At 59.6% G+C, this 24,207-nt stretch carries 23 protein-coding genes and 2 tRNA genes; 13 read left to right on the forward strand and 12 right to left on the reverse strand.

The features are described 5' to 3' along the window. Positions 1-40 precede the first annotated feature (40 nt). Both truA and EV660_RS05140 read right to left on the reverse strand, forming a co-directional pair. Positions 41-811, reverse strand: coding sequence for a tRNA pseudouridine(38-40) synthase TruA (gene truA, locus EV660_RS05135; protein WP_071480688.1), 771 nt, complete (start codon positions 809-811; stop codon positions 41-43). Positions 812-847: 36 nt separating this feature from the next. Next, on the reverse strand, positions 848-1,699 hold the full coding sequence (locus EV660_RS05140; protein WP_071480689.1) for an SDR family oxidoreductase: 852 nt from the start codon (positions 1,697-1,699) through the stop codon (positions 848-850). A gap of 133 nt (positions 1,700-1,832) precedes the next feature. Here EV660_RS05140 and EV660_RS05145 point away from each other — a divergent pair, with 133 nt between their 5' ends. The 3 genes from EV660_RS05145 to EV660_RS05155 all read left to right on the forward strand — a co-directional run bounded on the left by EV660_RS05145 (position 1,833) and on the right by EV660_RS05155 (position 3,643). Next, positions 1,833-2,273 carry a DMT family transporter gene (locus tag EV660_RS05145; protein WP_071480690.1) on the forward strand — a complete coding sequence of 147 codons (441 nt, stop codon included), beginning with the start codon at positions 1,833-1,835 and terminating at the stop codon, positions 2,271-2,273. Between the two features lie 187 nt (positions 2,274-2,460). Further along, positions 2,461-3,456 (forward strand): polyphosphate kinase 2, encoded by a 996-nt coding sequence (ppk2, locus tag EV660_RS05150; RefSeq protein ID WP_071482099.1) that lies wholly within the window; start codon positions 2,461-2,463, stop codon positions 3,454-3,456. A gap of 97 nt (positions 3,457-3,553) precedes the next feature. After that, positions 3,554-3,643 (forward strand) — tRNA-Ser (locus tag EV660_RS05155). An 80-nt stretch (positions 3,644-3,723) separates the two neighbouring features. Here the strand turns inward: EV660_RS05155 and EV660_RS05160 are convergent. Further along, positions 3,724-3,800 (reverse strand) — tRNA-Arg (locus tag EV660_RS05160). Positions 3,801-3,933: 133 nt separating this feature from the next. Between EV660_RS05160 and EV660_RS05165 the strand changes: the two genes are divergently transcribed. Together EV660_RS05165 and EV660_RS05170 are read left to right on the forward strand one after the other, a co-directional pair. Continuing rightward, positions 3,934-4,992 carry a LacI family DNA-binding transcriptional regulator gene (locus tag EV660_RS05165; RefSeq protein WP_232727271.1) on the forward strand — a complete coding sequence of 353 codons (1,059 nt, stop codon included), beginning with the start codon at positions 3,934-3,936 and terminating at the stop codon, positions 4,990-4,992. Between the two features lie 116 nt (positions 4,993-5,108). Next, on the forward strand, positions 5,109-8,216 hold the full coding sequence (locus EV660_RS05170; protein WP_071482101.1) for a valine--tRNA ligase: 3,108 nt from the start codon (positions 5,109-5,111) through the stop codon (positions 8,214-8,216). Between the two features lie 83 nt (positions 8,217-8,299). Here the strand turns inward: EV660_RS05170 and EV660_RS05175 are convergent, their stop codons facing one another. Then, the gene (locus EV660_RS05175) at positions 8,300-8,905 is read right to left on the reverse strand and encodes a MarR family winged helix-turn-helix transcriptional regulator (RefSeq protein ID WP_071480691.1); all 606 of its coding nucleotides are present in this window, start codon (positions 8,903-8,905) and stop codon (positions 8,300-8,302) included. 97 nt (positions 8,906-9,002) lie between these two features. Here EV660_RS05175 and EV660_RS05180 point away from each other — a divergent pair, with 97 nt between their 5' ends. Both EV660_RS05180 and EV660_RS05185 read left to right on the forward strand, forming a co-directional pair. Then, the gene (locus EV660_RS05180) at positions 9,003-9,857 is read left to right on the forward strand and encodes an RNA polymerase factor sigma-32 (protein ID WP_084634881.1); all 855 of its coding nucleotides are present in this window, start codon (positions 9,003-9,005) and stop codon (positions 9,855-9,857) included. 53 nt (positions 9,858-9,910) lie between these two features. Further along, a complete protein-coding gene (locus EV660_RS05185) occupies positions 9,911-10,270 on the forward strand; it encodes a VanZ family protein (protein ID WP_100319152.1) in 360 nt (119 codons plus the stop codon). Here EV660_RS05185 and EV660_RS05190 read toward each other — a convergent pair. Further along, the gene (locus tag EV660_RS05190) at positions 10,256-11,206 is read right to left on the reverse strand and encodes a DUF2125 domain-containing protein (protein WP_071480694.1); all 951 of its coding nucleotides are present in this window, start codon (positions 11,204-11,206) and stop codon (positions 10,256-10,258) included. The genes EV660_RS05185 and EV660_RS05190 overlap by 15 nt on opposite strands. A 68-nt stretch (positions 11,207-11,274) precedes the next feature. Between EV660_RS05190 and EV660_RS05195 the strand changes: the two genes are divergently transcribed. Next, positions 11,275-11,850, forward strand: coding sequence for a gamma-glutamylcyclotransferase (locus tag EV660_RS05195; RefSeq protein WP_071480695.1), 576 nt, complete (start codon positions 11,275-11,277; stop codon positions 11,848-11,850). A 297-nt stretch (positions 11,851-12,147) separates the two neighbouring features. Here EV660_RS05195 and EV660_RS05200 read toward each other — a convergent pair whose 3' ends face one another. Both EV660_RS05200 and EV660_RS05205 read right to left on the reverse strand, forming a co-directional pair. Further along, complete coding sequence (locus EV660_RS05200; RefSeq protein ID WP_071480696.1) at positions 12,148-12,888, reverse strand: alpha/beta hydrolase; 741 nt, start codon at positions 12,886-12,888, stop codon at positions 12,148-12,150. After that, a complete protein-coding gene (locus EV660_RS05205; protein ID WP_071480697.1) occupies positions 12,881-14,188 on the reverse strand; it encodes an MFS transporter in 1,308 nt (435 codons plus the stop codon). The genes EV660_RS05200 and EV660_RS05205 overlap by 8 nt, the downstream gene beginning before the upstream one ends. Before the next feature lie 144 nt (positions 14,189-14,332). Here EV660_RS05205 and thrS point away from each other — a divergent pair, with 144 nt between their 5' ends. Further along, positions 14,333-16,279: a threonine--tRNA ligase gene (gene thrS / locus EV660_RS05210; protein ID WP_071480698.1), complete on the forward strand. Its 1,947-nt coding sequence runs from the start codon at positions 14,333-14,335 to the stop codon at positions 16,277-16,279. Between the two features lie 57 nt (positions 16,280-16,336). Here the strand turns inward: thrS and typA are convergent, their stop codons facing one another. Next, on the reverse strand, positions 16,337-18,157 hold the full coding sequence (gene typA, locus EV660_RS05215; protein ID WP_071480699.1) for a translational GTPase TypA: 1,821 nt from the start codon (positions 18,155-18,157) through the stop codon (positions 16,337-16,339). A gap of 147 nt (positions 18,158-18,304) precedes the next feature. Here typA and EV660_RS05220 point away from each other — a divergent pair, with 147 nt between their 5' ends. Both EV660_RS05220 and EV660_RS05225 read left to right on the forward strand, forming a co-directional pair. Continuing rightward, positions 18,305-19,156 (forward strand): cobalamin B12-binding domain-containing protein, encoded by an 852-nt coding sequence (locus tag EV660_RS05220; RefSeq protein WP_134013912.1) that lies wholly within the window; start codon positions 18,305-18,307, stop codon positions 19,154-19,156. Between the two features lie 2 nt (positions 19,157-19,158). Beyond that, positions 19,159-19,911 carry a hypothetical protein gene (locus tag EV660_RS05225; protein WP_071480701.1) on the forward strand — a complete coding sequence of 251 codons (753 nt, stop codon included), beginning with the start codon at positions 19,159-19,161 and terminating at the stop codon, positions 19,909-19,911. A gap of 7 nt (positions 19,912-19,918) precedes the next feature. Here the strand turns inward: EV660_RS05225 and EV660_RS05230 are convergent, their stop codons facing one another. From EV660_RS05230 to EV660_RS05245, 4 genes are all read right to left on the reverse strand, one after another. Beyond that, positions 19,919-20,521: a YitT family protein gene (locus EV660_RS05230; protein WP_375781715.1), complete on the reverse strand. Its 603-nt coding sequence runs from the start codon at positions 20,519-20,521 to the stop codon at positions 19,919-19,921. 1 nt (position 20,522) lies between these two features. After that, positions 20,523-20,852 carry a DMT family transporter gene (locus tag EV660_RS05235; RefSeq protein WP_071480703.1) on the reverse strand — a complete coding sequence of 110 codons (330 nt, stop codon included), beginning with the start codon at positions 20,850-20,852 and terminating at the stop codon, positions 20,523-20,525. 11 nt (positions 20,853-20,863) lie between these two features. Beyond that, positions 20,864-21,586, reverse strand: coding sequence for a M48 family metalloprotease (locus tag EV660_RS05240; protein ID WP_071480704.1), 723 nt, complete (start codon positions 21,584-21,586; stop codon positions 20,864-20,866). Positions 21,587-21,702: 116 nt separating this feature from the next. Then, positions 21,703-22,362 carry an alpha/beta hydrolase gene (locus tag EV660_RS05245; protein WP_071480705.1) on the reverse strand — a complete coding sequence of 220 codons (660 nt, stop codon included), beginning with the start codon at positions 22,360-22,362 and terminating at the stop codon, positions 21,703-21,705. Between the two features lie 256 nt (positions 22,363-22,618). Between EV660_RS05245 and iscR the strand changes: the two genes are divergently transcribed. Both iscR and EV660_RS05255 read left to right on the forward strand, forming a co-directional pair. Further along, complete coding sequence (gene iscR / locus EV660_RS05250) at positions 22,619-23,077, forward strand: Fe-S cluster assembly transcriptional regulator IscR (RefSeq protein WP_071480706.1); 459 nt, start codon at positions 22,619-22,621, stop codon at positions 23,075-23,077. Between the two features lie 53 nt (positions 23,078-23,130). Next, positions 23,131-24,177 (forward strand): cysteine desulfurase family protein, encoded by a 1,047-nt coding sequence (locus tag EV660_RS05255; RefSeq protein ID WP_071480707.1) that lies wholly within the window; start codon positions 23,131-23,133, stop codon positions 24,175-24,177. Positions 24,178-24,207 lie beyond the last annotated feature (30 nt).

The following is a 24,207-nucleotide window of genomic DNA, read 5'->3' on the forward strand; positions in this document are numbered from 1 at the left end:
TGCTCATTTTCTTGCCAGAAATACTCAATAACGCCGCGCTTTACCCAGAGAACGGGTCTTGGGGATAGCCCACACCGGTCAGATACAAGCCATCGGGCGGGCTAACCGGACCGCAGGCGGCGCGGTCGCGTGCCTCCAGTGCAGCTTTCATGTCGCTAGGTGCCCAAGCGCCTGCGCCCACACGTTCCAGCGTGCCAACGATGCTGCGCACCTGATTGTGCAGAAATGACCGCGCGCGCAGACTGAAGCGGAATTCCTGCCCGTGGGGGTGTTCGTGGCAGGTAATGTCCAGCCGGTCCAGCGTCTTGACCGGGGATTGGGCCTGACATTGGCTGGCGCGGAATGTGGTGAAATCATGCGTGCCCAGCAGGTGGTGCGCGGCCTCTTGCATCGGGGCGAGGTGCAGGGCGTGGCGGATATGCCAGACCTGACCCGCCTCGAATGTGGGGGGTGCGCGACGGGCCAGCAGGCGGAACAGATAGCGCCGCTCTGTGGCGGAAAAGCGTGCGTGGAACCCGTCATCCACCTGTGCGCAGGCCAGCACCGCGACAGGCGCAGGGCGCAGATGGTGATTAAGCGCCTCCATCAGGCGAAACGGTGCCCAGTCGCGGCGCATGTCGCAATGCGCCACCTGACCTGTTGCATGCACGCCTGTATCCGTGCGCCCGGCGGCCGCGATGCGGGGCAGGTCCGGTTCCAGCCGGGCAAGGGCCGCTTCGATCGCGCCCTGCACCGAAGGCTGGTCGGCCTGTGCCTGCCACCCGCAAAACGGACGCCCGTCATATTCGATTTTCAACGCATATCTTGGCATGAGATGCGGGTTAGCCTGCCGCACGCGGCTTTGCAATCAGCCCTCTGCCTTCAGGATCGACGCAAGGCCGCTTTGATAGTCGGGATAGTGCAATTGCAGGCCCAATTCGCGCTTGATGCGCGTATTGCGCACCCGCTTGCTGTCTGCATAGAAGCTGCGCGCCATCGGCGAGAGCTCTGCCTGTTCGAAGCTGATCTCTGGGGGCGGTTCGAGGCCGAGAAGTTTCGCAGCATGTTCCAGCACATCTTGCGGCGGGGCCGGGTGGTCGTCGCATAGATTGAAGATGCGTGTGCCGATATCCGAGGTGATGGCACGTTCAAGCGCCTGTCCGATATCTGCGTAATGGATGCGCGAAAAATACTGGTTGGGTTTGATAATGCGCTGCGCCCGTCCGCTGCGAAGTTTTTCAAACGGGCCGCGCCCGGGGCCGTATATCCCTGCCAGCCTGAAGATATGTAGCCGGATGCCTGCGCGCGCGCAGATCTCTTGCCACGCGGCCTCTGCCTTGACCCGTGCGATTGCCCGGTCTGAAACGGCATTCGGGGGGGTATCCTCATCAACCCAGCCACCGCGCTGGTCGCCATAGACGCCCACGGTTGACAGGTAGCCGACCCATTTCAGATGGCGTGCATCCGCAAGCTGGGTGCCGATTGCGTCCAGTACCGGATCGCCCGCGCGGGGCGCAACCGAACTGAGCAGATGCGTCGCTTGCCCCAGCGGAAGGGGCGCACCGGGCCAGATAAGGGGCGTGACGCCGCCTGCGGCAAGTTTCGCAGCCTTTTCCGGGCTGCGGGTGGTGCCGATGATCTGCCAGCCCTGTGGCAATAGCCGGTCTGCCAGCGCCTGTGCGCTGTAGCCGTGTCCGATGGAAAGAAGCGTATTTGTCATGGTTCATAGTATCCGGTGGCGCATGCGCAGGTGCAAGGGCAGAAAGGCGGATTTGTGCTGGCGGGCGACCCTTCGCAGTGGCAGGGTGGCGACACCGAACCGAGGGAGAGGCGCGCCTATGCTACCGGAATCCATGAAATATGCCCTGATCATGCTTGCCGCAGGGGCAGGTGTGCCGGTTTTGGCGGCGCTGAATGCGCAGTTGGGCGCGCTTGTCGGCTCTCCTGCGGCGGCGGGGGCGGTGATGTTTCTGATCGCGGCTGTCGTGGCCGTATTTGTGGCCGTGGTTCTGGGCCAGAGCGCTGCCTTTGCCTTGGTGTCGGCGCAGCCGCGTTATCTGTTTCTGGCGGGGGTGTTGATTGCGTTCTATCTGCTGTCGATTTCCTGGGTGGCGCCGCGCTTCGGGGTCGGAAATGCGGTCATGTTCGTGCTGTTGGGCCAGATTGTGGCCATTAGCGTCATCGACCATTTCGCCCTGTTTGGCGCGAAATTACGCCCCTTGGACCTGTCACGCGCGGTTGGGATTGTGCTTATGACGCTTGGCGTGATCCTTGCGCAGCGCCCCGGTTCCTGAAGCGCTGGCCGCCTTGCCTACGGCTGGCGCTTCAAGTTGTCTTGGGCTTGCCGGGCTAATTTGATCGGTATCAAGGACAGGTTTTCACAAATAGGTTACATTCCTCATCTGATCTCAGCGACCGGAATTGGAGAAGACCGTGCCCGAATCTGCATCTGCCCTTGAAACCCATAACACCCCAAGCCTTGTGCCCGACCCGGACCCGCTTGCGGCAGAGGTATCGGGGGCTGATCCGGTCACGGATGCGCAGGTGTCCGATACGAAGCCAGCGGTCGTGCCGGGAACACGGCTGAAAACGGCACCCAAGGGCCATAGCTGGAAACCCGACCCCGCAACGCTGACCGCAGAGGAAATACGCAGGTTCTTCGAATCTGACCGCTTTCCCTACCGCTACAAGATGGCGCGCGCACCCTATGAGGCCGAGAAGGCGCGATTGCAGGCCGAATTGCTGAAAGTCCAGAAATGGGCCATCGAGACTGGCGAGCGTTTTATCTTCTTGTTCGAGGGGCGCGATGCTGCTGGTAAAGGCGGGACAATCAAGCGGTTCAATGAACATCTCAACCCGCGTTTTGCGCGGGTCGTGGCGCTGAACAAGCCCTCTGAGACAGAGCAGGGGCAATGGTATTTTCAACGCTATGTCGAACACCTGCCCACATATGGGGAAATGGTGTTTTATGACCGGTCTTGGTATAACCGCGCGGGTGTCGAGCGCGTGATGGGGTTTTGCACACCGACAGAGTACCTCGAATTCATGCGTCAGGCCCCCGAATTCGAGCGGATGCTCGTACGGTCCGGGATAAAGTTATACAAATACTGGTTTTCGGTCACGCCTGAGGAACAGCGCCGCCGCTTCCTGTCGCGCGAAACCGACCCGTTAAAGCGCTGGAAGCTGTCCCCGATCGACAAGGCCAGTCTGGGGAAATGGGATGAATACACTCAGGCCAAGGAAGCGATGTTCTTCTACACCGACACCGCCGATGCCCCTTGGACTGTGATCAAGTCCAAGGACAAGAAGCGCGCCCGGCTGGAATGCATGAAGCATTTCCTGTCGAGCATTGACTACCCGGACAAGGATAAAAGCATCATCGGCACGCCAGATCCCCTGATCGTGGGGCGCGCCAGTCAGGTGGTGTTGTCTGGCGTCGAGCTTGATCATGTCATGGGTGCCAGCGCAGTCGGCTAAGGGGGCTGCGGCAGGTTCGGTGTTCTGCGTCTTTTCTGCCGCAGTGGCACAGACATGCTTGTATCCTGCCCTGAGAGCGGCTAATGCCTGCGCCACCGGATGGGTGGCCGAGTGGTTTAAGGCTCTGGTCTTGAAAACCAGCGTACGTGAAAGCGTACCGTGGGTTCGAATCCCACCCCATCCGCCACCAGTTTTAGCACTCTTGTTGCAAGGCGCGGCGCTCTCGGGGCCGGATGCCCGGTTGCGGCGTTCAGCGCGTGTCAAGCTTGGTGACCCCGGCAGGATTCGAACCTGCAACCTGCCCCTTAGGAGGGGGCTGCTCTATCCAGTTGAGCCACGGGGCCAATACTGGCCTAGCCCTTAGCGACTTTTTTCCCTGCTGTCACCAGTGGTTTGTCCCTCGTGTAATCAAGTGCTTGGCCGTTGCGTTTTGTGGCGCTAACATGGTCATATTCGCATCCAGACAGGAAATTGCCCGTGCCCCCTTATTTGCCCCCAGAAGCGCAACGCCCCCTGACACTGCGTGATGTGTCCGAAGCAAGTGGTGTCAGTGAGATGACGGTCAGCCGGGTTCTGCGCAATCGTGCGGATGTGTCGCCAGCGACGCGGGAAAAGGTGCTCGCGGCGGCGAAGATGCTGGGCTATGTGCCCAACAAGATTGCAGGCGCGCTTGCCAGCCAGAGGGTCAATCTGGTGGGGGTTGTGATCCCGTCGCTGTCGAACATGGTGTTCCCCGAAGTTCTGGCCGGTATTTCGGCAGCGCTGGAAGATTCGGGGTTGCAGCCGGTATTTGGCGCAACCGACTACAAGGCCGAACGCGAAGAGAATGTCATCTACGAGATGCTGTCCTGGCGGCCATCGGGGATGATTGTAGCCGGGTTGGAACATACAGAAGCCGCGCGCGCGATGCTGGCGAATTCGGGGATTCCGATTGTCGAGATCATGGATATTGATGGTGATCCGGTTGATTCGATGGTCGGCATCTCTCATCGGCGGGCCGGTCGGGAAATGGCAGAGACTATTCTTGCCGCTGGATACCGCAAGATCGGCTTTCTTGGGTCAAAAATGCCCGATGACCACCGTGCGCGCAAACGTCTGGAAGGGTTCACACAGGCGCTTGAGGATGCGGGCGTGGAGCTTGCCGAGGTTGAACATTATGCCGGGGGGTCATCTCTGTCCAAGGGGCGCGAGATGACCGAGGCGATCCTCTCGCGGCGGCCTGATCTGGATTTCCTGTACTATTCCAACGACATGATCGGGGCAGGTGGGTTGTTGCATTGCCTAGACAAGGGGCTGGATGTGCCGGGCCAGATCGGGCTTGCGGGGTTCAATGGGCTGGAGTTGCTGGACGGGTTGCGCCTGCGCCTTGCCACAACGGATGCCTGCCGCCGTGAAATCGGGTTGCGTGCCGCCGAGATTGTGGCGGGTAAAAATGATGACGGTGTAATCGGTGGAAAAAGGATCGAATTATCGCCGATTGTTAACCGTGGGGATACAATTCGGATTGGGACCGCCCGCAGCGCCGCCGCAGGCTGAAACCGCCATTCTTGATACCTGTTACCGTTCCCTCTCCGGGCTTGCCCAAGGGCTTCCACTTGCTGCGCCTTGGGGTTACATACGGGCGAAATAACGGGATGAATGGGGCTGGACAGATGGCGATGGACAAGAATTTTGACGCAAAAACCGCCGAGCCGCGGATTGCTGCGAAATGGAGCGAGGCGGGTGCGTTCCGCGCCGGGGCGAACAAGTCGCGCGACGAGTCCTTCTGCATCATGATCCCGCCGCCCAATGTGACGGGCAGCCTGCATATGGGCCATGCCTTCAACAACACGTTGCAAGATATTCTGGTGCGCTGGCATCGGATGCGCGGCTTTGACACGCTGTGGCAGCCGGGGCAGGACCATGCGGGCATTGCCACGCAGATGGTGGTGGAACGCGGGCTTGCCGCAGAGGGCAAGAAACGCACAGATTTCACGCGCGAGGAATTTCTGGCCAAGGTCTGGGACTGGAAGGCGCAATCGGGCGGCACGATCATCAACCAACTCAAGCGGTTAGGGGCAAGCTGCGACTGGGACCGCAATGCCTTCACCATGTCTGGCGCGCCGGGTGCACCCGAGGGGGAAGAGGGCAATTTCCACGATGCGGTGATAAAGGTCTTTGTCGATATGTACAACAAGGAGCTGATCTATCGCGGCAAGCGTCTGGTCAACTGGGACCCGCATTTTGAAACTGCGATTTCCGATCTTGAGGTCGAGAATATCGAGACTGATGGCCATATGTGGCATTTCAAGTATCCGCTGGCGGATGGTGTGACCTATCGCTACATTGAAAAGGATGAAGAAGGCGCTGTTATCGTTGATGAAATGCGCGATTACATCAGCATTGCGACAACGCGGCCTGAAACCATGCTGGGCGATGGGGCGGTGGCAGTTCATCCATCAGATGAACGTTATGCGCCAATTGTTGGAAAACTATGTGAAATTCCTGTTGGCCCGAAAGAGCATCGTCGCCTGATTCCGATCATTACAGATGACTACCCAGACCCGGAATTCGGGTCTGGTGCGGTCAAGATTACGGGCGCGCATGATGCCAATGACTATGGCGTGGCCAAGCGCGGCGGTATTCCGATGTACCGGCTGATGGATACACGCGCGCAGATGCGCGCCGATGGTGCCCCCTATGCCGAAGCGGCCGCGATTGCAGGCGCAGTCGCACGGGGCGCGCAGGTGTTGTCAGAGGCAGAGGCCGACGCGCTGAACCTTGTGCCGGATCATCTGCGCGGCCTTGACCGCTACGCGGCGCGCAAGGCTGTGGTCGAGGAAATCACGTCCGAGGGGCTTGCGGTGATGACCCGCGCGGATGATCCGCGTCTGGGTCGCACGCCGGGCGAAGAGGACGATCCCGCGGCAGAGGTGCCGTTGGTCGAGGCGAAGAAAATCATGCAACCCTTTGGCGACAGGTCCAAAGTTGTGATCGAGCCGATGCTGACCGACCAGTGGTTTGTTGATGCTGGCAAGGTCGTCGGGCCAGCACTGGACGCCGTGCGTTCGGGGCGCGTGAAGATCATGCCGGAGAGCGGTGAGAAGACCTATTACCACTGGTTGGAGAATATCGAGCCGTGGTGCATTTCGCGGCAACTCTGGTGGGGGCATCAGATTCCGGTTTGGTATGGGCCGGGGTTAAAGGAAGATGGAAGCCTTGACATAACGACCACTAAGTTTTTCTGTGCGGCATCTCTTGACGATGCGATCTCCGAAGCATCGAACTATTATAAAAAACACTCTGGAAAACTGGTTCAAGTCTTTGCTCTGGAACAGGGTGCAAAACCAACGCTATCTCCGAAAGATGTTCGGGAGATAAAGGAGCTTCATGATAAGCCCTTTGTTGAGCCTGTTCGTGATGGTGAAAAATGGCAGATTGTCGGCGATGCAGAATCGATCAGTATAAAGATTGGTCGTGACCCCGACGTGCTCGATACATGGTTCTCCTCTGGCCTCTGGCCCATCGGCACGCTGGGCTGGCCCGAACAAACCGAAGAATTGCAAAAGTATTTCCCCACATCAGTGCTGGTGACGGGGCAGGATATTCTGTTCTTCTGGGTCGCGCGGATGATGATGATGCAGCTTGCTGTGGTAGATCAGGTTCCGTTTCACCATGTCTATCTGCATGGGCTTGTGCGCGATGCCAAGGGCAAGAAGATGTCCAAATCCCTTGGTAATGTCGTTGATCCGCTGGAGATCATTGACGAATATGGCGCGGATGCCTTGCGCTTTACCAATGCGGCCATGGCCAGCCTTGGCGGTGTGCTGAAGCTGGATACGCAGCGCATTGCGGGGTATCGCAATTTCACCACCAAGCTGTGGAATGCCTGCCGCTTTGCCGAAATGAATGGGGTCTGGGAAGACCACAGCACACAGGCCATGCCGCCCGAAGCAAAGGCGACTGTGAACCGCTGGATTATCGGCGAGACGGCGCGCGTGCGCGAAACAGTCGATGCAGCGCTGGCCGAGTACCGGTTCAATGATGCCGCACAGGCCCTTTATGCCTTTGTCTGGGGCAGGGTATGCGATTGGTATGTGGAATTCGCCAAGCCACTGTTCGATGGTGAGGACGCGGCCGAGACGCGCGCGACCATGGGCTGGGTGCTGGATCAATGCATGATCCTGTTGCACCCGATGATGCCTTTCATCACAGAGGAGCTCTGGGGGCTGACGGGCCAGCGTGACAAGTTGTGCGCCCATGCAGACTGGCCCGAATATGGGGCCGATCTGGTCGATGCAGATGCAATGCGCGAAATGCGCTGGGTGCTTTCCTTGATCGAGGGCATCCGTTCGGCGCGGGCGCAATTGCGGGTGCGGGTGGGTTTGAAGCTGAACATGGTGCAGCTTGATCTGGATGCGCAGGGCCGCGCGGCGTTGTCGCGCAATATGGCGCTGGTGATGAGGCTGGCCCGGATTGCGGCGCTGGAAGAGGTGGAGCACCTGCCCAAAGGGTCGATCACCGTGACGGTTGAGGGGGGCACATTCGGCCTGCCACTGGAAGGGGTGATTGATATTGCCGCCGAGCGTGACCGGCTGGAGAAAACCTGTGCCAAGCTTGAAAAGGAAATGAGCGGGATTGAAGGGCGCTTGCGCAACCCGAAATTCGTGGCCAGCGCGCCCGATGAGGTGGTCACCGAGGCGCGCGAGCGCGCGCAGGTTCTGGGCGAGGAAGTGGAGCGCGTGCGCGCGGCAATCGCCCAACTTGATAAGGTTTCCTGAGCAGGTGAAGGGGGGGCGTGCTTGCCCCCCATCGAGGGGGGACGCGCCCGCGTCGGGCCTGAAGGCCCTTCACCGCAGCCCTGTCAGTCGTTTTGTGGGACCTGCCTTGCGGGCTGAAAATCGACGCAGATCGCGTGCATTTCGGGTTGGGTCAGCATGCTTTGGGTGCAGTGGCAATAGATGGCACTGTTATCAGCTTCGCAATGGCTGCAATCAGAGCAGGTTCCGAAGACAGGCGCATCTCTGGCTTGTGCCAGATCTGCAATCGCTTGACCCAAGGCACTGGCAAGGACTGCTTGTGTCTCTTGCGGCAGGCGCGCCAGTACCTGACGCAGGTTTTTCAAGGGGTCATGCCGAAGCAGCGCCTGTCCTGCTTCTGTCACATCCAGTACTGTGCTGCGCCCGTCTGATTGATGTGTGCGGCGCGACAAAAGTCCAAGCGTGACCAGTGATTTCACGGTCTGGGACGCGGTGCCACGCGTTGTTGCGTGATATTGAGAAAAGCCCGAAGGCGTGCGCGAGAAGCGATTTGCCTGCGCGAAATAGCGCAGCGCGGTCCATTGCGCAGCGGTCAGGCTGGGCAAGGCGCCGGGCTGGCCCGCACATGCGCCGGGTGTCTGGCCCAAGCGGGCCAGATACACGATCAGATCAGCAAGATCACCGCCAGAAGCAGAGCTGTGTTTTTCCATGGGCGGCAGATAATCCTGTCGTACTGCGTTGACAAGCCAGAGGTCCGAATGATAGCGTAACGAAACTATATCGAGTCGAAACAAAAAGGTCTGTACGATGCAACCTCGTGACCCCAGCACCAGCCGCTTTATCCGTGATGCCATGGCAAGCGAGATGCTGGATGCCCAGACGGAACATGCGCTGGCGATTGCATGGCGCGACGCGCGCGACGAGGCTGCGTTGCACCGCCTGATTACGGCCTATGCGAGGCTTGCGATCTCTGTCGCGACAAGGTTTCGCCGCTACGGGATGCCCTTGGACGACCTGATTCAGCAAGGCAATCTGGGGCTGATGCGCGCGGCCGAAAAATATGACCCCGAAAATGGCGCGCGGTTTTCGACCTATGCGGCATGGTGGATTCGCGCATCCATGCAGGAATATGTGATGCGCAACTGGTCGGTTGTGCGCACGGCCACGAATGCATCACAGAAGAAGCTGTTTTTCCATCTGCGCAAGACCTTGGTCAAGCTGGATGATGGTGAAATCCGTAGTGAAAACCTGAGCCAGTCTGTCGCGCGCGAGCTGGATGTGCCTGAGGAACAAGTAGAAATCATGCTGGGGCGCATGTCGGGCCAGGATTTGTCCCTCAACACACCGCAGTCAGATGGTGAAGAGGGGCGCGATTGGCTGGATACAATCGTGGATGCGAACGCGCAGACCGAAGCGCATGTGCTGGGTGATCTGGAGGCGCAGCGACGGCGCAAGCTGCTGTATCGGGCCGTGCAGGACCTGCCCGAGCGCGAGCAGCGCATCATTTCCGAGCGGCATCTGAGCGACAGCCCGCGTACATTGGCCGAGATCGGCGTAGAGCTTGGCATCTCGAAAGAGCGTGTGCGCCAGTTGGAAGAACGTGCCATGTCGCGCATTACGACTGCCGTGCGCGAAGCGGCCAGTATTCCAGTTCCCGCTTGAACCACTGCGGCTGATATGCGACCCGCCTCTTGCAGTTGGCAAGGGATGTATGTGTGAACAAATACGGAAAGCGTAATCTTGGCTTTGGTCTTTCGGTCGTGGTCGGGGTTGTTGTTACGGCGATGTTGCTGGTGCCTGCGTCGGATATTCCCGGACCGCATATCGAGGGGCTGGACAAGGTCATTCATTTTGCGATGTTCTTCTTGCTTGTCCTGCCCGCCCTGACATTTGCGCCATCGTCTTGGGTCTGGGTTGTCCCTCTCGCAATCTTTCATGGTGGCATGATCGAAATCATCCAGCCCTACTTCGGGCGGGGTATGGAGTTCGGTGATTTTGTTGCGAATACGCTGGGCGTATGTACCGCAATTCCCATATCGCGCGCGATCCACCGGCGCTGGTTAAAGCCGCGGTAGATATCCCAACACAAAAGGCCCGAACGCGACGACTGAATCGCTGACATTCAGGGTCAAAGTTATCGCTGTGCCGCCGGGTTCGGCTTGTCCGCCCAGGAAAAAACCAGCCATCATGGCCGCGTCGCGATCTAGCATGCCGGTTTCCACAAGCATTGTGTGCAAGACGCGCCAATCCTGTAGCGACAGGGTGATGTCGCCATCAAACCCGCCAGTGTCAGTGCGTCTGAGCTGGCCGGTGCCGGATGCTTTGAACGCACCCCAATCAAGCTGCATGGCGTTTATATCGATCTGCTGCGGGGTCGGTCTTGTTCCGTCAAAGGCAAGCGGGCGGTCCAGCGCGATTTGGGTCTGTAAGGCAAATTGTTCTATCTGGTCGGGGTGGCTGCCCATTGGGTTCATCGCGCGGCGCAGTTCGGGCGAGAGGTGAAGCCCCTGCGCCGTGATGCTGAGCGTGTAGGCGGAAGTGTCGCGTCTTTGCAGTGACCCTTGAAGCATCTCCAGATCACTCAGGATAAGGGCGGGCGCGGCCTTCGCATTGCCCAGCGTCGCGTTGGCGTTGAGCAGGTTGCGGTTGAGGTCCAATGCAAGGTCAAGCTGCATGACCTCGTTTTCCAGAGCAATCGACTGACCAAGGTGCCGGAGTGTCTGTGTCTGTGACAGAGTGGCAGTCAGATGGTTGGGCCTGTAGCTTGCCGCCTCGATTGTCGCGAGGGGGACTTGCCAGATCAGCGTCTGATCGCGGTTCTGGATTTGCAGGTTTTCCAGATCGGTCCGAAACGCAAGCGGGAACCCCGACACTGTGCTGGGTCGTGCATCGACGGACCCGATCTGTGCAAATGCGTCGGGGCCAAAACGTGTGATCCCCTGTGCGGCAAGCGCCCAATAGCTAGCAAAAAGGGCACCGGCGATCACCATGACAGCCACGATCCGTTTCATTAAGCCGGCCTCTCTTTTCGTTTGCGATGTTTCCCTTTACATCGGAACCCGAAGGAAGGGCCAGTCACATGGATGCGCGTCAGTCAATTTGGGTTTTTGGGTATGGTTCGCTGATATGGGAGCCGGGCTTTGCCTTTGCGTCACGTCAGATTGCGCGGCTGGAAGGGTATCAGCGCAGTTTTTGCATGCGCTCGATCCATCATCGGGGGACGGTGGCGCGGCCCGGTCTGGTCCTGGCGCTGGATGAAGGGCAGGGCGGTTGCGAGGGGGTGGCGTTTGAAATCCCCCTGCGGATCGCCGAAGAAAGCCTTGAATACTTGCGTGCGCGCGAATTGATCTCGGCGGCCTATCTGGAAGCGCGGACGCATATTTCGCTTCAAGACGGGCAGCGAGTGGAGGCTGTGACTTATGTGATCGACCGCGCGCATGAGCAGTATTGCGCGGGCTTGTCGCTGGAAGAGCAAGCGCAGATCATTGCCGGGGCAGTGGGCGGACGTGGGCCGAACAGCGAGTATCTGTTCAATACTGCCGCGCATCTGGCGGAACTGGGATTGCGCGATAAACAGCTCGACTGGCTGGCGGCGCGGGTCCGGGCGTTGGGGGGCGCGTGTTTTGCACCTGACGACAGGGTACACCAAAAGTGAGAATGGCCAGCTTTGTGGGCCGTTGCGGAGATAGGGCATCGGGACCGAAGCCGCGTAGCGTCGGGCCGCGGTGCGGCGATCTACCTATTAATCTGTAGCACTTTATGCTGGTCAAATCCGCGCAAGATCAGATCTGTGCGCTGGTCCCAGCCAAATCGCCGTGCCGTGGGGGCGGCCCGGCGATGCGCTTTGCGCCTTCACTCCGCGCCTCGTCCTTCATCCCAATGTCTACAAACTCCTCAATATTGTCACAGGTCAACTACTAAAAGGTCAAGAACGCAACGCCCGGACCAAAGGTTACTGGCTGACTTCCGAGATCGCAGCGGTGATCATGCCCAGACATTCCGGCGTTGAAAACCTGTGATCGGCATCTTTGACGAGTGTCAGACGCAAATCCGGGCAGGTGGCATGTTCACACAGGCGCAGGGGGACGGATATCTCGACAGCCTCGTCGCGGGTGCCCTGCATCAGCCGGACCGGAAAGGGCAGGTCCAGCGCGGTTCGCAGCACAAGCTGCGCCTTGCCATCCTCAAACAGGCGGCGGGTCAGAATATAGGGTGTATCGTCGTAACTGTTGGGCAGGCTGGTCTGGCCCTGTTCCAGAATTTCCGCGCGCTGCGCATCTGTCAGGCCGGGCCACATGCTGTCTTCGGTGAAATCGGGGGCGGCGGCCACACCGACCAGTGCATGAACGCGTTTTGGCAGCTTGCGCGCAAGCAGCAGCGCGATCCACCCCCCCATGGAAGAGCCGACAAGGATTTGTGGCCCCTCGGTCAGTTTGCTGAGCGCTTCCAGCGCATCTTCGGCCCAATCCCCGATACACCCATCCGCAAAGGCACCAGAGCTTTCGCCATGCCCCGAATAATCAAACCGCAAGAAAGCGCGGCCCTGTGATCTGGCCCAGTCTTCGAGATGGATGGCCTTGGTGCCGCTCATATCCGACATGAAGCCGCCCAGAAACACAACGCCCGGCCCTTTGCCATTGGTCTTGTGATAGGCCAGCTTGCGGCCTGCGCTTGTGTCCAGATACTCAACCATTGCCCAACTCCTTCAATCCATATGCCACGAATGCGCCGCCTGCCGCCATGCAGGCAAACAGTGCCATTGTTGTTGCGGCCCCGGCAAGGGCGGCCAATGCCCCAAAGACACCGCTGGCCAGCAGGATCACACCGATGACCGTGTTTGCAATGGCTGTATAGATTGCGCGGCGGTCTTGTCCAACCATGTCCACCAGATATGTGGCCCGCCCCAGCCGCACCCCCTGATGCGCGATCATCAGCCCGAACAACGCCAGTGGCATGGCCCAGACGGTTGCCGCCAGCCCCAGAGCAACGAAGGCCAGTGTCAGCACCATTGCGCCCGCGCCTGAAATGCCTGTCCAGATCAACACCTTGCGCGACGATTGGTCTGCCAGCCTTCCCCAGACATAGCTGGACAACAGCGCCGCCAAGGCAGAGGCTAGAACAAGCGCGCCAAGCCCTTCCAGTGCCGCGCCCCCCTCGCCAGAGGCCAGCACCACCAGATAGGGCGGCGCGAGCGCGGTCGAGGTCAGCAGACCGCGCGCGAGGATGAAGCGCAAGAGTTGCGGGTCTTCGCGCAGATAGCCAAGATTTGCCAATGCCGCTGCAAAGCCATTCGCGCCGCCCTCCTGCGCGCCCTTATCTTCGGCCAGCCCCGAAAAGATCAGCCCGGCAAGCAGCCACGCGCTTGCCGCAAGGGCCAAGGCCCCCATGACCACCGCCGCGCGCGAGTCCGAGAACAGGATCAGCACCAGTGCAAACCCGATCACGATCATGGCCGACCAGCTGCCTGCGACCCCTGTGACGGTGCCGCGCTGGCCCTTGTCGATGGTTTTGCCCAGAACATCCTTATAGGCCACCGAGGCGACCGAACGCGACAGCGCCAGAATCGCCAGCCCCAACAAGATCACCAGCCCGGCCGGGGTGCCGGATAATGTCAGCGCTGCGCCCAGAATGATTGCAGCGCCAACCCCTTGACCAATGGCTGCGGCTGCCCATGCCCATTTGCGCCGCGCCAATGCCCGTATCCGCGCGGCAGTGAAAAGCTGCGGCAGAAGTGCGCCCGCTTCGCGTATAGGCACCAGCAAGCCTACCAGCCCGGCCGGTGCGCCCAGATGGGTCATCAGCCATGACAGGACCAGTTTCGGGTCGGCCAGCCCATCGGCGGATTTACTAAGCCCGAGTGCTGCGGCATGGCGCAGGAAATTCTGGGGTTGGTGATTGCATGCCTCTTCCGAGATGTCGCGGCACATGCGCCCGTCATCGTCATTTGCCAGCATTTCATAGCTGAGACGGACAGCGGGTCGCGGTGTGGTCATCTGTGTTTCCTTTTTTCTGTGCGCGAGAGGTGACAAGATAAAACGATGTCAGCTTGACTTTCGTTCCCGTCAAGGCCAAACCTCCCGCGACATAACCCGCAACCGGGCGTTCCGTGGGCGCCAAAACGACGAGGAGCAAGGCCTATGGCCCAGATTTCCCTGATATTCCCTGATGGTTCATCGCGCCAGTTCGACGCAGGCGTGACTGCGGCGGATGTGGCCGAGAGCATTTCCAAATCGCTGGCCAAAAAAGCAATTTCCGCCACTGTTGATGGCGCGCATTTCGACCTGCAATGGCCGATCATGACAGATTCCAGAATTGCCATCCACACGATGCAGGATGACACACAGGCGCTGGAGTTGATCCGCCATGATCTGGCGCATATCATGGCGCGCGCGGTGCAGGAAATTTGGCCGGATGTGAAGGTCACCATTGGCCCGGTGCGGGACAAGGGCTGGTTTTATGACTTTGACCGGGCAGAGCCGTTCGTGCCCGAAGACCTTGCCCAGATTGAAGCGAAGATGCGCGAGATCATCAATGCGCGGGAGGCTGTGCGCACGGAAATCTGGGACCGTGCCCGCGCAATCCAGCATTACAAGGACGCAGGAGAGCCGTTCAAGATCGAGTTGATCGAGCGTATTCCCGAAGGCGAGCCGCTGCGCATGTATTGGCACGGCCACTGGCAGGATCTGTGCCGCGGCCCGCATCTGCAACATACCGGGCAAGTGCCTGCGGATGGTTTCAAACTGATGAGCATTGCAGGGGCCTATTGGCTGGGGGACAACTCGCGGCCCATGTTGCAGCGCATTTATGGTGTGGCCTTCAAGAACCGAGTGGACCTGAAAGCGCATCTGACCATGCTGGAAGAAGCGGCCAAGCGCGACCACCGCAAACTGGGGCGCGAAATGGACCTGTTCCATATGCAGGAAGAAGCGCCCGGTCAGGTGTTCTGGCACCCCAATGGCTGGTCGATCTATACCAGCTTGCAGGATTACATGCGCCGCCAGCAGCGACGCGGCGGCTATGTCGAGGTGAACACCCCGCAAGTTGTCGATCGCAAGCTGTGGGAAGCCTCCGGCCATTGGGAGAAGTATCAGGACAATATGTTCATAGTCGAAGTGGACGAGGAACATGCCCGCGAAAAGGCCGTCAACGCGCTCAAGCCCATGAATTGCCCCTGCCATGTGCAGATTTTCAATGTGGGCCTGAAAAGCTACCGCGATTTGCCGCTGCGCATGGCCGAGTTCGGATCGTGCAACCGCTACGAGCCATCGGGGGCGTTGCATGGGATCATGCGGGTGCGCGGTTTCACGCAAGATGACGCGCATATTTTCTGCCGCGAAGACCAGATTGAAGAAGAAACGCGAAAGTTCATCGAGTTCCTGTCCGCGATTTACCGCGATCTGGGCTTTGAGCAGTTTCGCGTGAAATTCTCGGACCGGCCCGAAACCCGCGCGGGCGCGGATGAGGTTTGGGACAAGTCCGAACATGCCCTGCGCACAGCGACCGAGGCTGCGGGGTACAGCTACGAAGAAAATCCCGGCGAGGGGGCGTTTTACGGCCCCAAGCTGGAATTTGTGCTGACCGACGCGATCGGGCGTGACTGGCAATGCGGCACGCTACAGGTGGATTTCGTGCTGCCGGAACGGCTGGATGCCAATTATGTCGGGCAGGATGGGGCAAAACACCGCCCCGTCATGCTGCACCGTGCGGTTCTGGGCAGTTTCGAGCGGTTCATCGGCATATTGATCGAGAATTTTTCGGGGAAGCTGCCGCTATGGTTGGCCCCGCGTCAGGTTGTGGTGGCCTCGATCATCTCGGAAGCGGATGACTATTGCCGTGAGGTGGTTTACGCCCTGCAAGCGGCCGGGTTGCGTGCCGAACTGGACCTTCGCAACGAGAAGATCAACTATAAGGTGCGCGAGCATTCTGTGGGCAAGGTGCCGGTCATTCTGGCCATTGGCGCGCGCGAAGTCGAGGAACGCACAGTGTCCGTGCGCAGACTGGGCGACACGCGGACGCAAAGCGAAAAACTTGAAGACCTTGTTGCCGCCCTGCGCATAGAGGCAACCCCGCCCGATCTGCGCTGACGCTGGCCGATGATAAAAAAAGCCCCGGCAGTTTTGCCGGGGCTTTTTCTTTTACGATCAGGCGCTGGCCTTGGCCTGACGCTTGCGTTCATGCGGGTCAAGGAAGCGCTTGCGCAGACGGATGGCGTTGGGCGTGACCTCAACCAGTTCATCATCGTCAATATAAGCGATGGCCTGTTCCAGCGACATGATGGTGGGGGGCGTCAGCTTGACTGCGTCATCCGTGCCCGATGCCCTCACATTGGTCAGTTTCTTGCCCTTCAGCGGATTCACTTCCAGATCATTGTCGCGGCTATGTTCGCCGATGATCATTCCCTGATAAACGGGGTCTTGCGGGTTGATCATCATGCGCCCGCGCTCTTCCAGATTCCACAGCGCATAGGCAACGGCTGTGCCATCTTCCATCGAGATCAGAACGCCCTGACGCCGGCCCGGAATCGCGCCCTTGTAAGGAGCCCATTCATGGAAAACACGGTTCAACACGCCCGTGCCGCGCGTATCGGTCAGAAATTCGCCATGATAGCCGATCAGCCCGCGTGATGGGACATAGGCGATAATGCGTGTCTTGCCGACACCTGCTGGTTTCATCTCTGCCAACTCGCCCTTGCGCGGGCCGGTCAGTTTTTCGATCACGGTGCCGGTATATTCATCATCGACATCGATGGTGACTTCCTCGATCGGTTCCAGACGCTGGCCATCGACATCGCGCATCAGCACGCGGGGGCGCGAGATTGACAGCTCGAACCCTTCGCGGCGCATGTTCTCGATCAACACGCCCATCTGCAATTCGCCACGGCCTGCGACGTCAAACGCCTCACCGCCCGGTGTGTCGCTGACCTTGATTGCGACATTGACCTCGGCTTCGCGCATCAGGCGTTCGCGGATCACGCGGCTTTGAACCTTGGTTCCGTCGCGGCCTGCCAGCGGCGAATCATTGATCCCGAAGGTGACGCTGATGGTGGGCGGGTCGATGGGCTGCGCGGGCAGGGCGGTATCAACCTCCAGCGCGCAGAGCGTATCGGCCACTGTTGCCTTGGACATGCCAGCCAGCGTCACGATATCGCCTGCCTCGGCCTGATCAATCGGGGCTTGTGCAAGGCCGCGGAAGGCCAGAACCTTGGTCACGCGGAATTGCTCCAGCTTGGTGCCGTCGCGCGACAGGGCCTTGATCGTCTCGCCGGGTTTCAGTGTGCCAGCCTCAACCCGACCGGTCAGGATGCGGCCAAGATAGGGGTCTGCGCCAAGCGTGGTGGCCAGCATGCGGAAGGGTTCATTGCGCGCCTCGATCTGTTTCGGCGCGGGGACATGCGCGACGACCAGATCGAACAAAGCCGACATATCCTTGCGCGGCCCGTCAAGTTCCGCATCGGCCCAGCCATTGATCCCGCTTGCATAAAGCACAGGGAAATCAAGCTGTTCATCGGTTGCGCCCAGATTGGCGAACAGATCGAAAACTTCATTCAAGGCGCGGTCGGGTTCGGCTGCGGGCTTGTCAACCTTGTTCAGCAGAACGATGGGGCGTAGGCCAAGCGCCAGCGCTTTCGAGGTCACGAATTTGGTCTGCGGCATCGGGCCTTCGGCAGCATCGACCAGCAGGACGACACCATCAACCATCGACAGGATGCGTTCGACTTCGCCGCCGAAATCGGCGTGGCCGGGGGTGTCGACGATATTGATGCGCGCGTCTTTCCACTCGACCGAGGTTGCTTTGGCCAGAATCGTGATCCCGCGCTCGCGCTCCAGATCATTGCTGTCCATTGCCCGTTCCGTCGTGGCCTGGTTGTCGCGGTAGGTGCCCGACTGTTTCAAAAGCTCGTCCACAAGTGTGGTTTTGCCATGGTCAACATGTGCGATAATCGCGATATTGCGAAGGGTCATAAGTCTTGCCTTTTAGGGGTGCTGCGCCGCCGCATTATCGCAACTGCCCCCGAAATGCGAGTCTCTAAGTGAACTTGTTCGCTACACTGCGGCATTTCTTGACCAAAAGTGACCTTCTGAGTAGTGTTTGAAGCTGGAGGGCCGTGCGTGACAGGAACTGACTTGCGTGATTTCCCCGTGCCGGATGAGTGCCGGGACTGGGTTGAGAATTTGTTTCGTGATCTTGATGTGAAAGTCTCGCGTCAAGCCGCGCGCCAAGAGAGCCAGATCATGCACCGAGATGGTGTCATTCGCCACGACAGCACTTGCGGCAAGAAAGACGCTGATGCGCTGTTCGATGCCGTCATAACAGGGAATTACGCGCAAGCGCTGGATCTGTGCCGAAAGGCGCTTGCCCAGCCGGATATTGGAGCGCGCGGCATTTACACCGCGCTGATGTTGCCTGCTATCCGAATGGTTGGGCAGGCCTGGGCGGATGATAGCGCTTCATTCGCTCAGACCTCATTGGGCTTTTGTCTGTTGCACCGTTTGTTGGACCGTCTGGCGCAGGACATGGCGTCAAACGGCGTGTCTGTCGGGCATCGCACATGGCAGACCGGGCAACAGCGGATCATGGTGGCGGTCGCGCCGGGGGATTCGCACAGTTTCGGCGCCATGATCCTGACGGAGGAATTGCGCCTGCGCGGGTGGTTCGTGACATTCTATGACCACAGCCGGAGTGATGCAGTGATCGAGGCGCTTTCCGAGCAGGGCTTTGACACGCTGGCAATTTCTGTTAGCTGCGACGAGAGTCTGGCTGGCCTTGCGGATTTCGTCACGACCTGCCGCCTAGCCAGTCGCAACCCGCAAGTGGAGATATTGATCGGAGGGGCGGCGATTCAGGCCCCGTTCGGCCAATACGGCTTTCTTCAGGCCGATCGTGTCGGGATGAGCATCGAAGAGGTTGTTTCGGCGCTCGCATCCCGTGAAGCCGAATTGCAGCAAGGCAAGTGGAACTGATCATGACCAATACATCCGGTAGTCTGACACAAGTGACGGCCTGCATTGGCACGTTCCCGGCAGAAGTTGTGGGCCAGATCATTCTGGCATCCAGTGATTTGTGTATTCTGGTCGGGCCGGATCTGATTGTGAAAGATGTGGTTCTGGGCTTTGCGCTGGAAGATATCGCCTGCACGACATGGCGCGGCGCTGCGTTACGCAAACTTGTCGGACCAGAAGGGCAGCGCAAGGTTGATCTGCTGTGGTCTGATGCGACGGTTGAGAAAACCGGCTGGCGGCACCTGAATCTCAGAACGGACCATGCCGATGCCGAGTTGCCGCTACTGGTCCAGCGCATTGCCACCGGCACGGGGGACTCTGTCCTTGTGTGCCGCGATTTGCGCCCTGCCGTGCGCGTGCAGCAGCAATTCAATCGCGCGATGACAGAAATGGAGCAGCGCCGAGAAGATGTTGTGGATCTGTTTTCGCCTGTGCCCGCGTCGCACATTCCGGCAGGGGCAGGATCTAAAGGCGTCACTGGGGTGCTGGACACAAGATCTGCGCAGGCTGATGCAATGGTGCGTCAGGCTTTTGATGGTCTGGGCCGCCACTCGCTGTCGCAGATCGTGGCCCAGACTGCGCGCGTGTTGGAAGAGATGTGTATCCGCGAGGCGTATGCGCAATGCGGCCATGATCTGGCCGCCACTGCGCTCTTGTTGGAGATGGATGCCGACGATCTGGCGCAACGCCTGGCCTTTTACCAAGGCAAGCCGTAAGCAACGCTCAGGTTGCGATATAGCGGTCGCCGCGATGGTTTATGCCGATAATCGCATTCAGCACTGCCGCCCCCAGCAGCGACCATAGCACCAGATTGGCGGGCAGAACTAGCAGCGCCACCGCAAAGAGCACCAGATCAAAGCCAAGCTGCACCCAGCCCGCGCGCCAGCCCAGACGCTCTTGCAGGTCATAGGCCACGATGCCGACACCCCCCAGACTTGAACGATGGCGAAAGATGGCCAGCAATCCTGCGCCTGCAATCATACCGAACAGCACGGCCGCGACAGCAGGGTTGGCCGGAACCACCGTCACCAGATCCCCGATGACCAGCGACACGCCAGATATCAGCAGGACAGAGGCAAAGGTTTTCAGCGTGAAACCTGCGCCCAGCCGGAACCATGCCAGCGCATAGAACGGCAGGTTGATGACAAAGAACACCACCCCAAAGCTATAGCCTGTCATGTAGGAAATCAGCACCGCCAGCCCGGCGGTCTGGCCCGTCACCAGCCCTGCGCCTGTCAGGATCAGCACACCGAAGGCGCACATGATGGCCCCGAAGGCCAGGCCCTGCGCATCTTCGAGCGGGGTATGCGGTGCGGGTTGCCGCACATCAATGCCCGACACTGTTGCTGAACAGGTTGATGACCGCAATCCCGGCAATGATCATGCCAAGGCCCAGAACTGCGGGCATGTCCAGTCGCTGGCCAAAGACGACCCAGCCGATGCCGGCAATCAGGCAGACACCCAGACCGGACCAGATTGCATAGGCCACCCCCACAGGGATGATCCGCAACACCAGCGCCAGCAGCCAGAAAGACAGCGCATAAGCCAGCACCACCAGAATTGACGGGCCAAGCCGGGTCATCCCATCGCTGGCCTTCAAAGCCGTTGTGCCGATGGTTTCAAACAGAATGGCAACCCCAAGATATAGCCAGTGCATGACGCGTTTCCTTAGATCGGGCGGCCTGCCGCCATGTTGTCAACCGCACGCTCAATCTCGCGTAGCCGTTCGGCATTGGGCGGGTGGGTGCCAAGAAACTGGTTGCCCGGATCCGGGATCCGGCGGAAGATTTGCGCGCCGCGCAAGGGGTCATATCCGGCACGCGCGGCGATAAGGGCGCCAATGCGGTCGGCTTCTAGCTCAAAGCTTTTGGAGTAGCGTCTTGCACCGACAGTGGCGCTCGTGTTGACGATGCGTTGCGCTGTCGCCTCATCCGCACCGGTGATTGCCGCAAATAACCCGCCGATTAACGCGCCTGTCATGGCCTGTTCCTGAATGCGGGGCAGGTGGTCTGCAATGTGATGCGCCGCCTCATGCCCGAAGATCAGGGCGATTTCGTCATGGCTACGCAAATCGTCGATCAGCGCAATTGTGAAGGCGATAATCGGCCTGCCGTTTTCGTCGCGGGTATGAAACGCGTTCGGAGGTTGATCGGGGCGATCATCCAGAACGACCATGAAGTTGCAATCCAGTCGCGGATTGCGTTCGCGGCAGACCTGCGTCGCAACAGGGCGCATACGTTGAACAACGGCGTTGAAATCCGCGCGGGTGCTGCTGGGGGTGGTGGGCTGCTGTGGCGCGGGGGCCAGAATGGGGCCCGGCGCCAATGTGCAGGCAGCGACCGCAAAAGCGGTCAGGGACAATAGCAATGTCGAGCGCAAAGCTTGCAGCATCGGGACAGGCCTTTCTCAGTCACCACAGACTTAGCGGACCGCACGCAAAGGACAATACGTGCAACAGCATCAGTGCGCGCGCCGCGCCTAGGACGTTTCGTAGCGCGCGAGAGATGTCAGCGCGTCGATTCTGTCAGGCGGCGGGTCACATAGTCGGTCACGGTGTTCAGCATGGGTTGCATATGCTGTTCTTCATCCTTGAAGAAATGGTCCGCACCTTCGATTTCGGTATGGGTGATGGTGATGCCGCGCTGTTCCTGCAATTTTGCGACCAGCGTTTTCGTGTCACGCGGCGGGGCGACGCGGTCGGCGGTGCCATTGATCACCAGACCAGAGGCCGGGCAGGGGGCAAGGAAGCTGAAATCATACAGATTGGCCGGTGGCGCGACCGAAACGAAGCCAGTTATGTCGGGGCGGCGCATCAGAAGCTGCATCCCGATCCACGCACCGAAACTGAACCCTGCCACCCAGCAATGGCGCGCATTCTGACTTTGGGCTTGCACATAATCCAGCGCGGCTGCGGCATCGGACAATTCGCCAATGCCCTGATCGTATTCGCCCTGGCTGCGCCCAACACCGCGGAAATTGAACCGCAGCACCGAAAAACCCATTTTATGGAAGGCGTAATGCAGGTTGTAGACAACCTTGTTATTCATGGTGCCGCCAAATTGCGGATGCGGGTGCAAAACAATTGCAATCGGCGCATCGGTTTTGGGCTGTGGGTGGAAACGGCCTTCAAGGCGGCCTTCTGGGCCGGGGAAGATGATCTCGGGCATAAGGGGCCTTATTTTGTGGTCACAGACTTCAGGAATTCTCTGTCGCTGTTGTTTTGGTTCATTTCAAGTCGCAACTCGCGACGAATAGCTAATTCTTGACTCTTTACTTCAGGCATTTTAGAAGTGTTCTAATCTGCGAGACATGTTCTCGGGGTGGTGCGCGCTGCGCCGAAGGTGTAGGCGCGCATGTCGCGCGCGTCAACCTCATTCGGCGGCGCTTGATCTGCTGAGATGGTGTGTTGAGCGAGGGTCTGCCATGAAGCTTTCGACAAAAGGGCGCTATGCCATGATCGCGCTGGTGGACCTTGCGCAGGCCCCCAAGGATGCGCTGATCTCGCTGAACGAGATATCTGGTCGGCAACAGGTCTCGCTGGCCTATCTTGAACAACTGTTCGTCAAGCTGCGTCGTGCGGGGCTGGTCGAGTCCGTGCGCGGGCCGGGGGGCGGTTATCGTCTGGCGCGCCCCGCCGATTCGATCCGCGTGTCTGAAGTGCTGGAGGCGGTTGAGGAAACAGTCAGCGCGATGCATACGGGCGCTGGGGCATCGGGCGCGGTTTCGGGGTCAAGGGCGCAATCCATGACCAACCGGCTGTGGGAAGGGTTGTCGGCCCATGTCTATGTGTTCCTGCACCAGACCCGCCTGTCAGATGTTGCCTGCAATGCATTGGCACCATGCCCTGCCGTGCCTACATTATTCGAAGTCGTCGATGAATGAGGCTATAGGTCGGTTTTGACTGGCAGTAATGGGCTGAATAAGGGGGCAGGTCTGTGACTCGCCGCGTGTATCTGGACTATAACGCGACCGCGCCTGTGCGCGCGGAGGCACGCGCGGCGATGATCGCGGCGATGGATGTCGTGGGCAACCCGTCATCCGTTCATGCCGAGGGGCGCAAGGCGCGTGCACTGTTGGAAAAGGCACGTGCGCAGGTGGCGGCGGCGCTTGGGGCTGATGGGGCCGAGATTGTCTTTACCTCTGGCGCGACAGAGGCGGCGGCACTGGCGCTTGCAGGGCGTGGTTTGTCATGTGCGGCAATCGAGCATGACGCCGTGCGGGCATGGGGTGACGATGCGCTGGCGGTTGATGGCCGGGGCAGGGTGACCGTGCAAAATCCCGAAGGCGTAACGCTGCAAATCGCAAATTCCGAGACGGGCATCCTTCAGTCCCTGCCCGAAGGTTTGGCGGTCAGCGACCTGACGCAAGGCTTTGGCAAGCTGCCTTTCGCCTTCAACTGGCTGGGGGTTGAGATGGGTTTCGTGTCGGCCCATAAGATTGGTGGCCCGAAAGGTGTGGGCGCGCTGGTCATGCGGCGCGGCACGGATATTGCAGCTCAGATTCGCGGGGGTGGTCAGGAAATGGGCCGCCGCGCCGGAACAGAAAACCTGATCGCAATCGCCGGATTCGGCGCAGCGGCAGAAGCTGCGGCAAAAGACCTTGCGGATGGGGTGTGGAATTCTGTATCTGAAATTAGAAATATTCTAGAACAGGCTCTGGACGCTGGCGCAAGCAAGACTATTTTAGTCGGGAAAGATGGTGACCGTTTGCCCAACACCCTGTGTCTTGCGACACCGGGCTGGAAGGGAGAGACGCAGGTGATGCAGATGGATTTGGCGGGGTTTGCCATTTCGGCTGGATCGGCCTGTTCTTCTGGTAAGTTGCGCGCTTCGGCAGTGTTGGGCGCAATGGGGTTTGACGCGGTAACGGCATCGGGTGCGATCCGTGTGTCGCTGGGGCCGCATAATGTGGAAGAAGATGTGCTTCGCTTTGCCGAAGCGTGGTTGAAGGAATATCGCCGTTTTGCTGCCCGCGCAGCGTGAATGGACGAAACTGGCCCCTGCACAACAGGG

It is taken from the genome of Roseinatronobacter bogoriensis DSM 18756 (assembly GCF_004366635.1).
GTDB classification, from domain to species: domain Bacteria; phylum Pseudomonadota; class Alphaproteobacteria; order Rhodobacterales; family Rhodobacteraceae; genus Roseinatronobacter; species Roseinatronobacter bogoriensis.

Excerpts from the sequence above, each read along its gene's own strand:
- EV660_RS05180 (WP_084634881.1), top strand. The coding sequence starts at position 9,003 with ATGCAACCTCGTGACCCCAGCACCAGCCGCTTTATCCGTGATGCCATG.
- EV660_RS05245 (WP_071480705.1), bottom strand. The coding sequence starts at position 22,362 with ATGCCCGAGATCATCTTCCCCGGCCCAGAAGGCCGCCTTGAAGGCCGT.
- thrS (WP_071480698.1), top strand. The coding sequence starts at position 14,333 with ATGGCCCAGATTTCCCTGATATTCCCTGATGGTTCATCGCGCCAGTTC.
- EV660_RS05190 (WP_071480694.1), bottom strand. The coding sequence starts at position 11,206 with ATGAAACGGATCGTGGCTGTCATGGTGATCGCCGGTGCCCTTTTTGCT.
- typA (WP_071480699.1), bottom strand. The coding sequence starts at position 18,157 with ATGACCCTTCGCAATATCGCGATTATCGCACATGTTGACCATGGCAAA.
- iscR (WP_071480706.1), top strand. The coding sequence starts at position 22,619 with ATGAAGCTTTCGACAAAAGGGCGCTATGCCATGATCGCGCTGGTGGAC.
- EV660_RS05170 (WP_071482101.1), top strand. The coding sequence starts at position 5,109 with ATGGCGATGGACAAGAATTTTGACGCAAAAACCGCCGAGCCGCGGATT.
- EV660_RS05200 (WP_071480696.1), bottom strand. The coding sequence starts at position 12,888 with ATGGTTGAGTATCTGGACACAAGCGCAGGCCGCAAGCTGGCCTATCAC.
- EV660_RS05240 (WP_071480704.1), bottom strand. The coding sequence starts at position 21,586 with ATGCTGCAAGCTTTGCGCTCGACATTGCTATTGTCCCTGACCGCTTTT.
- EV660_RS05205 (WP_071480697.1), bottom strand. The coding sequence starts at position 14,188 with ATGACCACACCGCGACCCGCTGTCCGTCTCAGCTATGAAATGCTGGCA.
- EV660_RS05195 (WP_071480695.1), top strand. The coding sequence starts at position 11,275 with ATGGATGCGCGTCAGTCAATTTGGGTTTTTGGGTATGGTTCGCTGATA.
- EV660_RS05140 (WP_071480689.1), bottom strand. The coding sequence starts at position 1,699 with ATGACAAATACGCTTCTTTCCATCGGACACGGCTACAGCGCACAGGCG.
- EV660_RS05145 (WP_071480690.1), top strand. The coding sequence starts at position 1,833 with ATGAAATATGCCCTGATCATGCTTGCCGCAGGGGCAGGTGTGCCGGTT.
- EV660_RS05225 (WP_071480701.1), top strand. The coding sequence starts at position 19,159 with ATGACCAATACATCCGGTAGTCTGACACAAGTGACGGCCTGCATTGGC.
- truA (WP_071480688.1), bottom strand. The coding sequence starts at position 811 with ATGCCAAGATATGCGTTGAAAATCGAATATGACGGGCGTCCGTTTTGC.
- EV660_RS05175 (WP_071480691.1), bottom strand. The coding sequence starts at position 8,905 with ATGGAAAAACACAGCTCTGCTTCTGGCGGTGATCTTGCTGATCTGATC.
- EV660_RS05235 (WP_071480703.1), bottom strand. The coding sequence starts at position 20,852 with ATGCACTGGCTATATCTTGGGGTTGCCATTCTGTTTGAAACCATCGGC.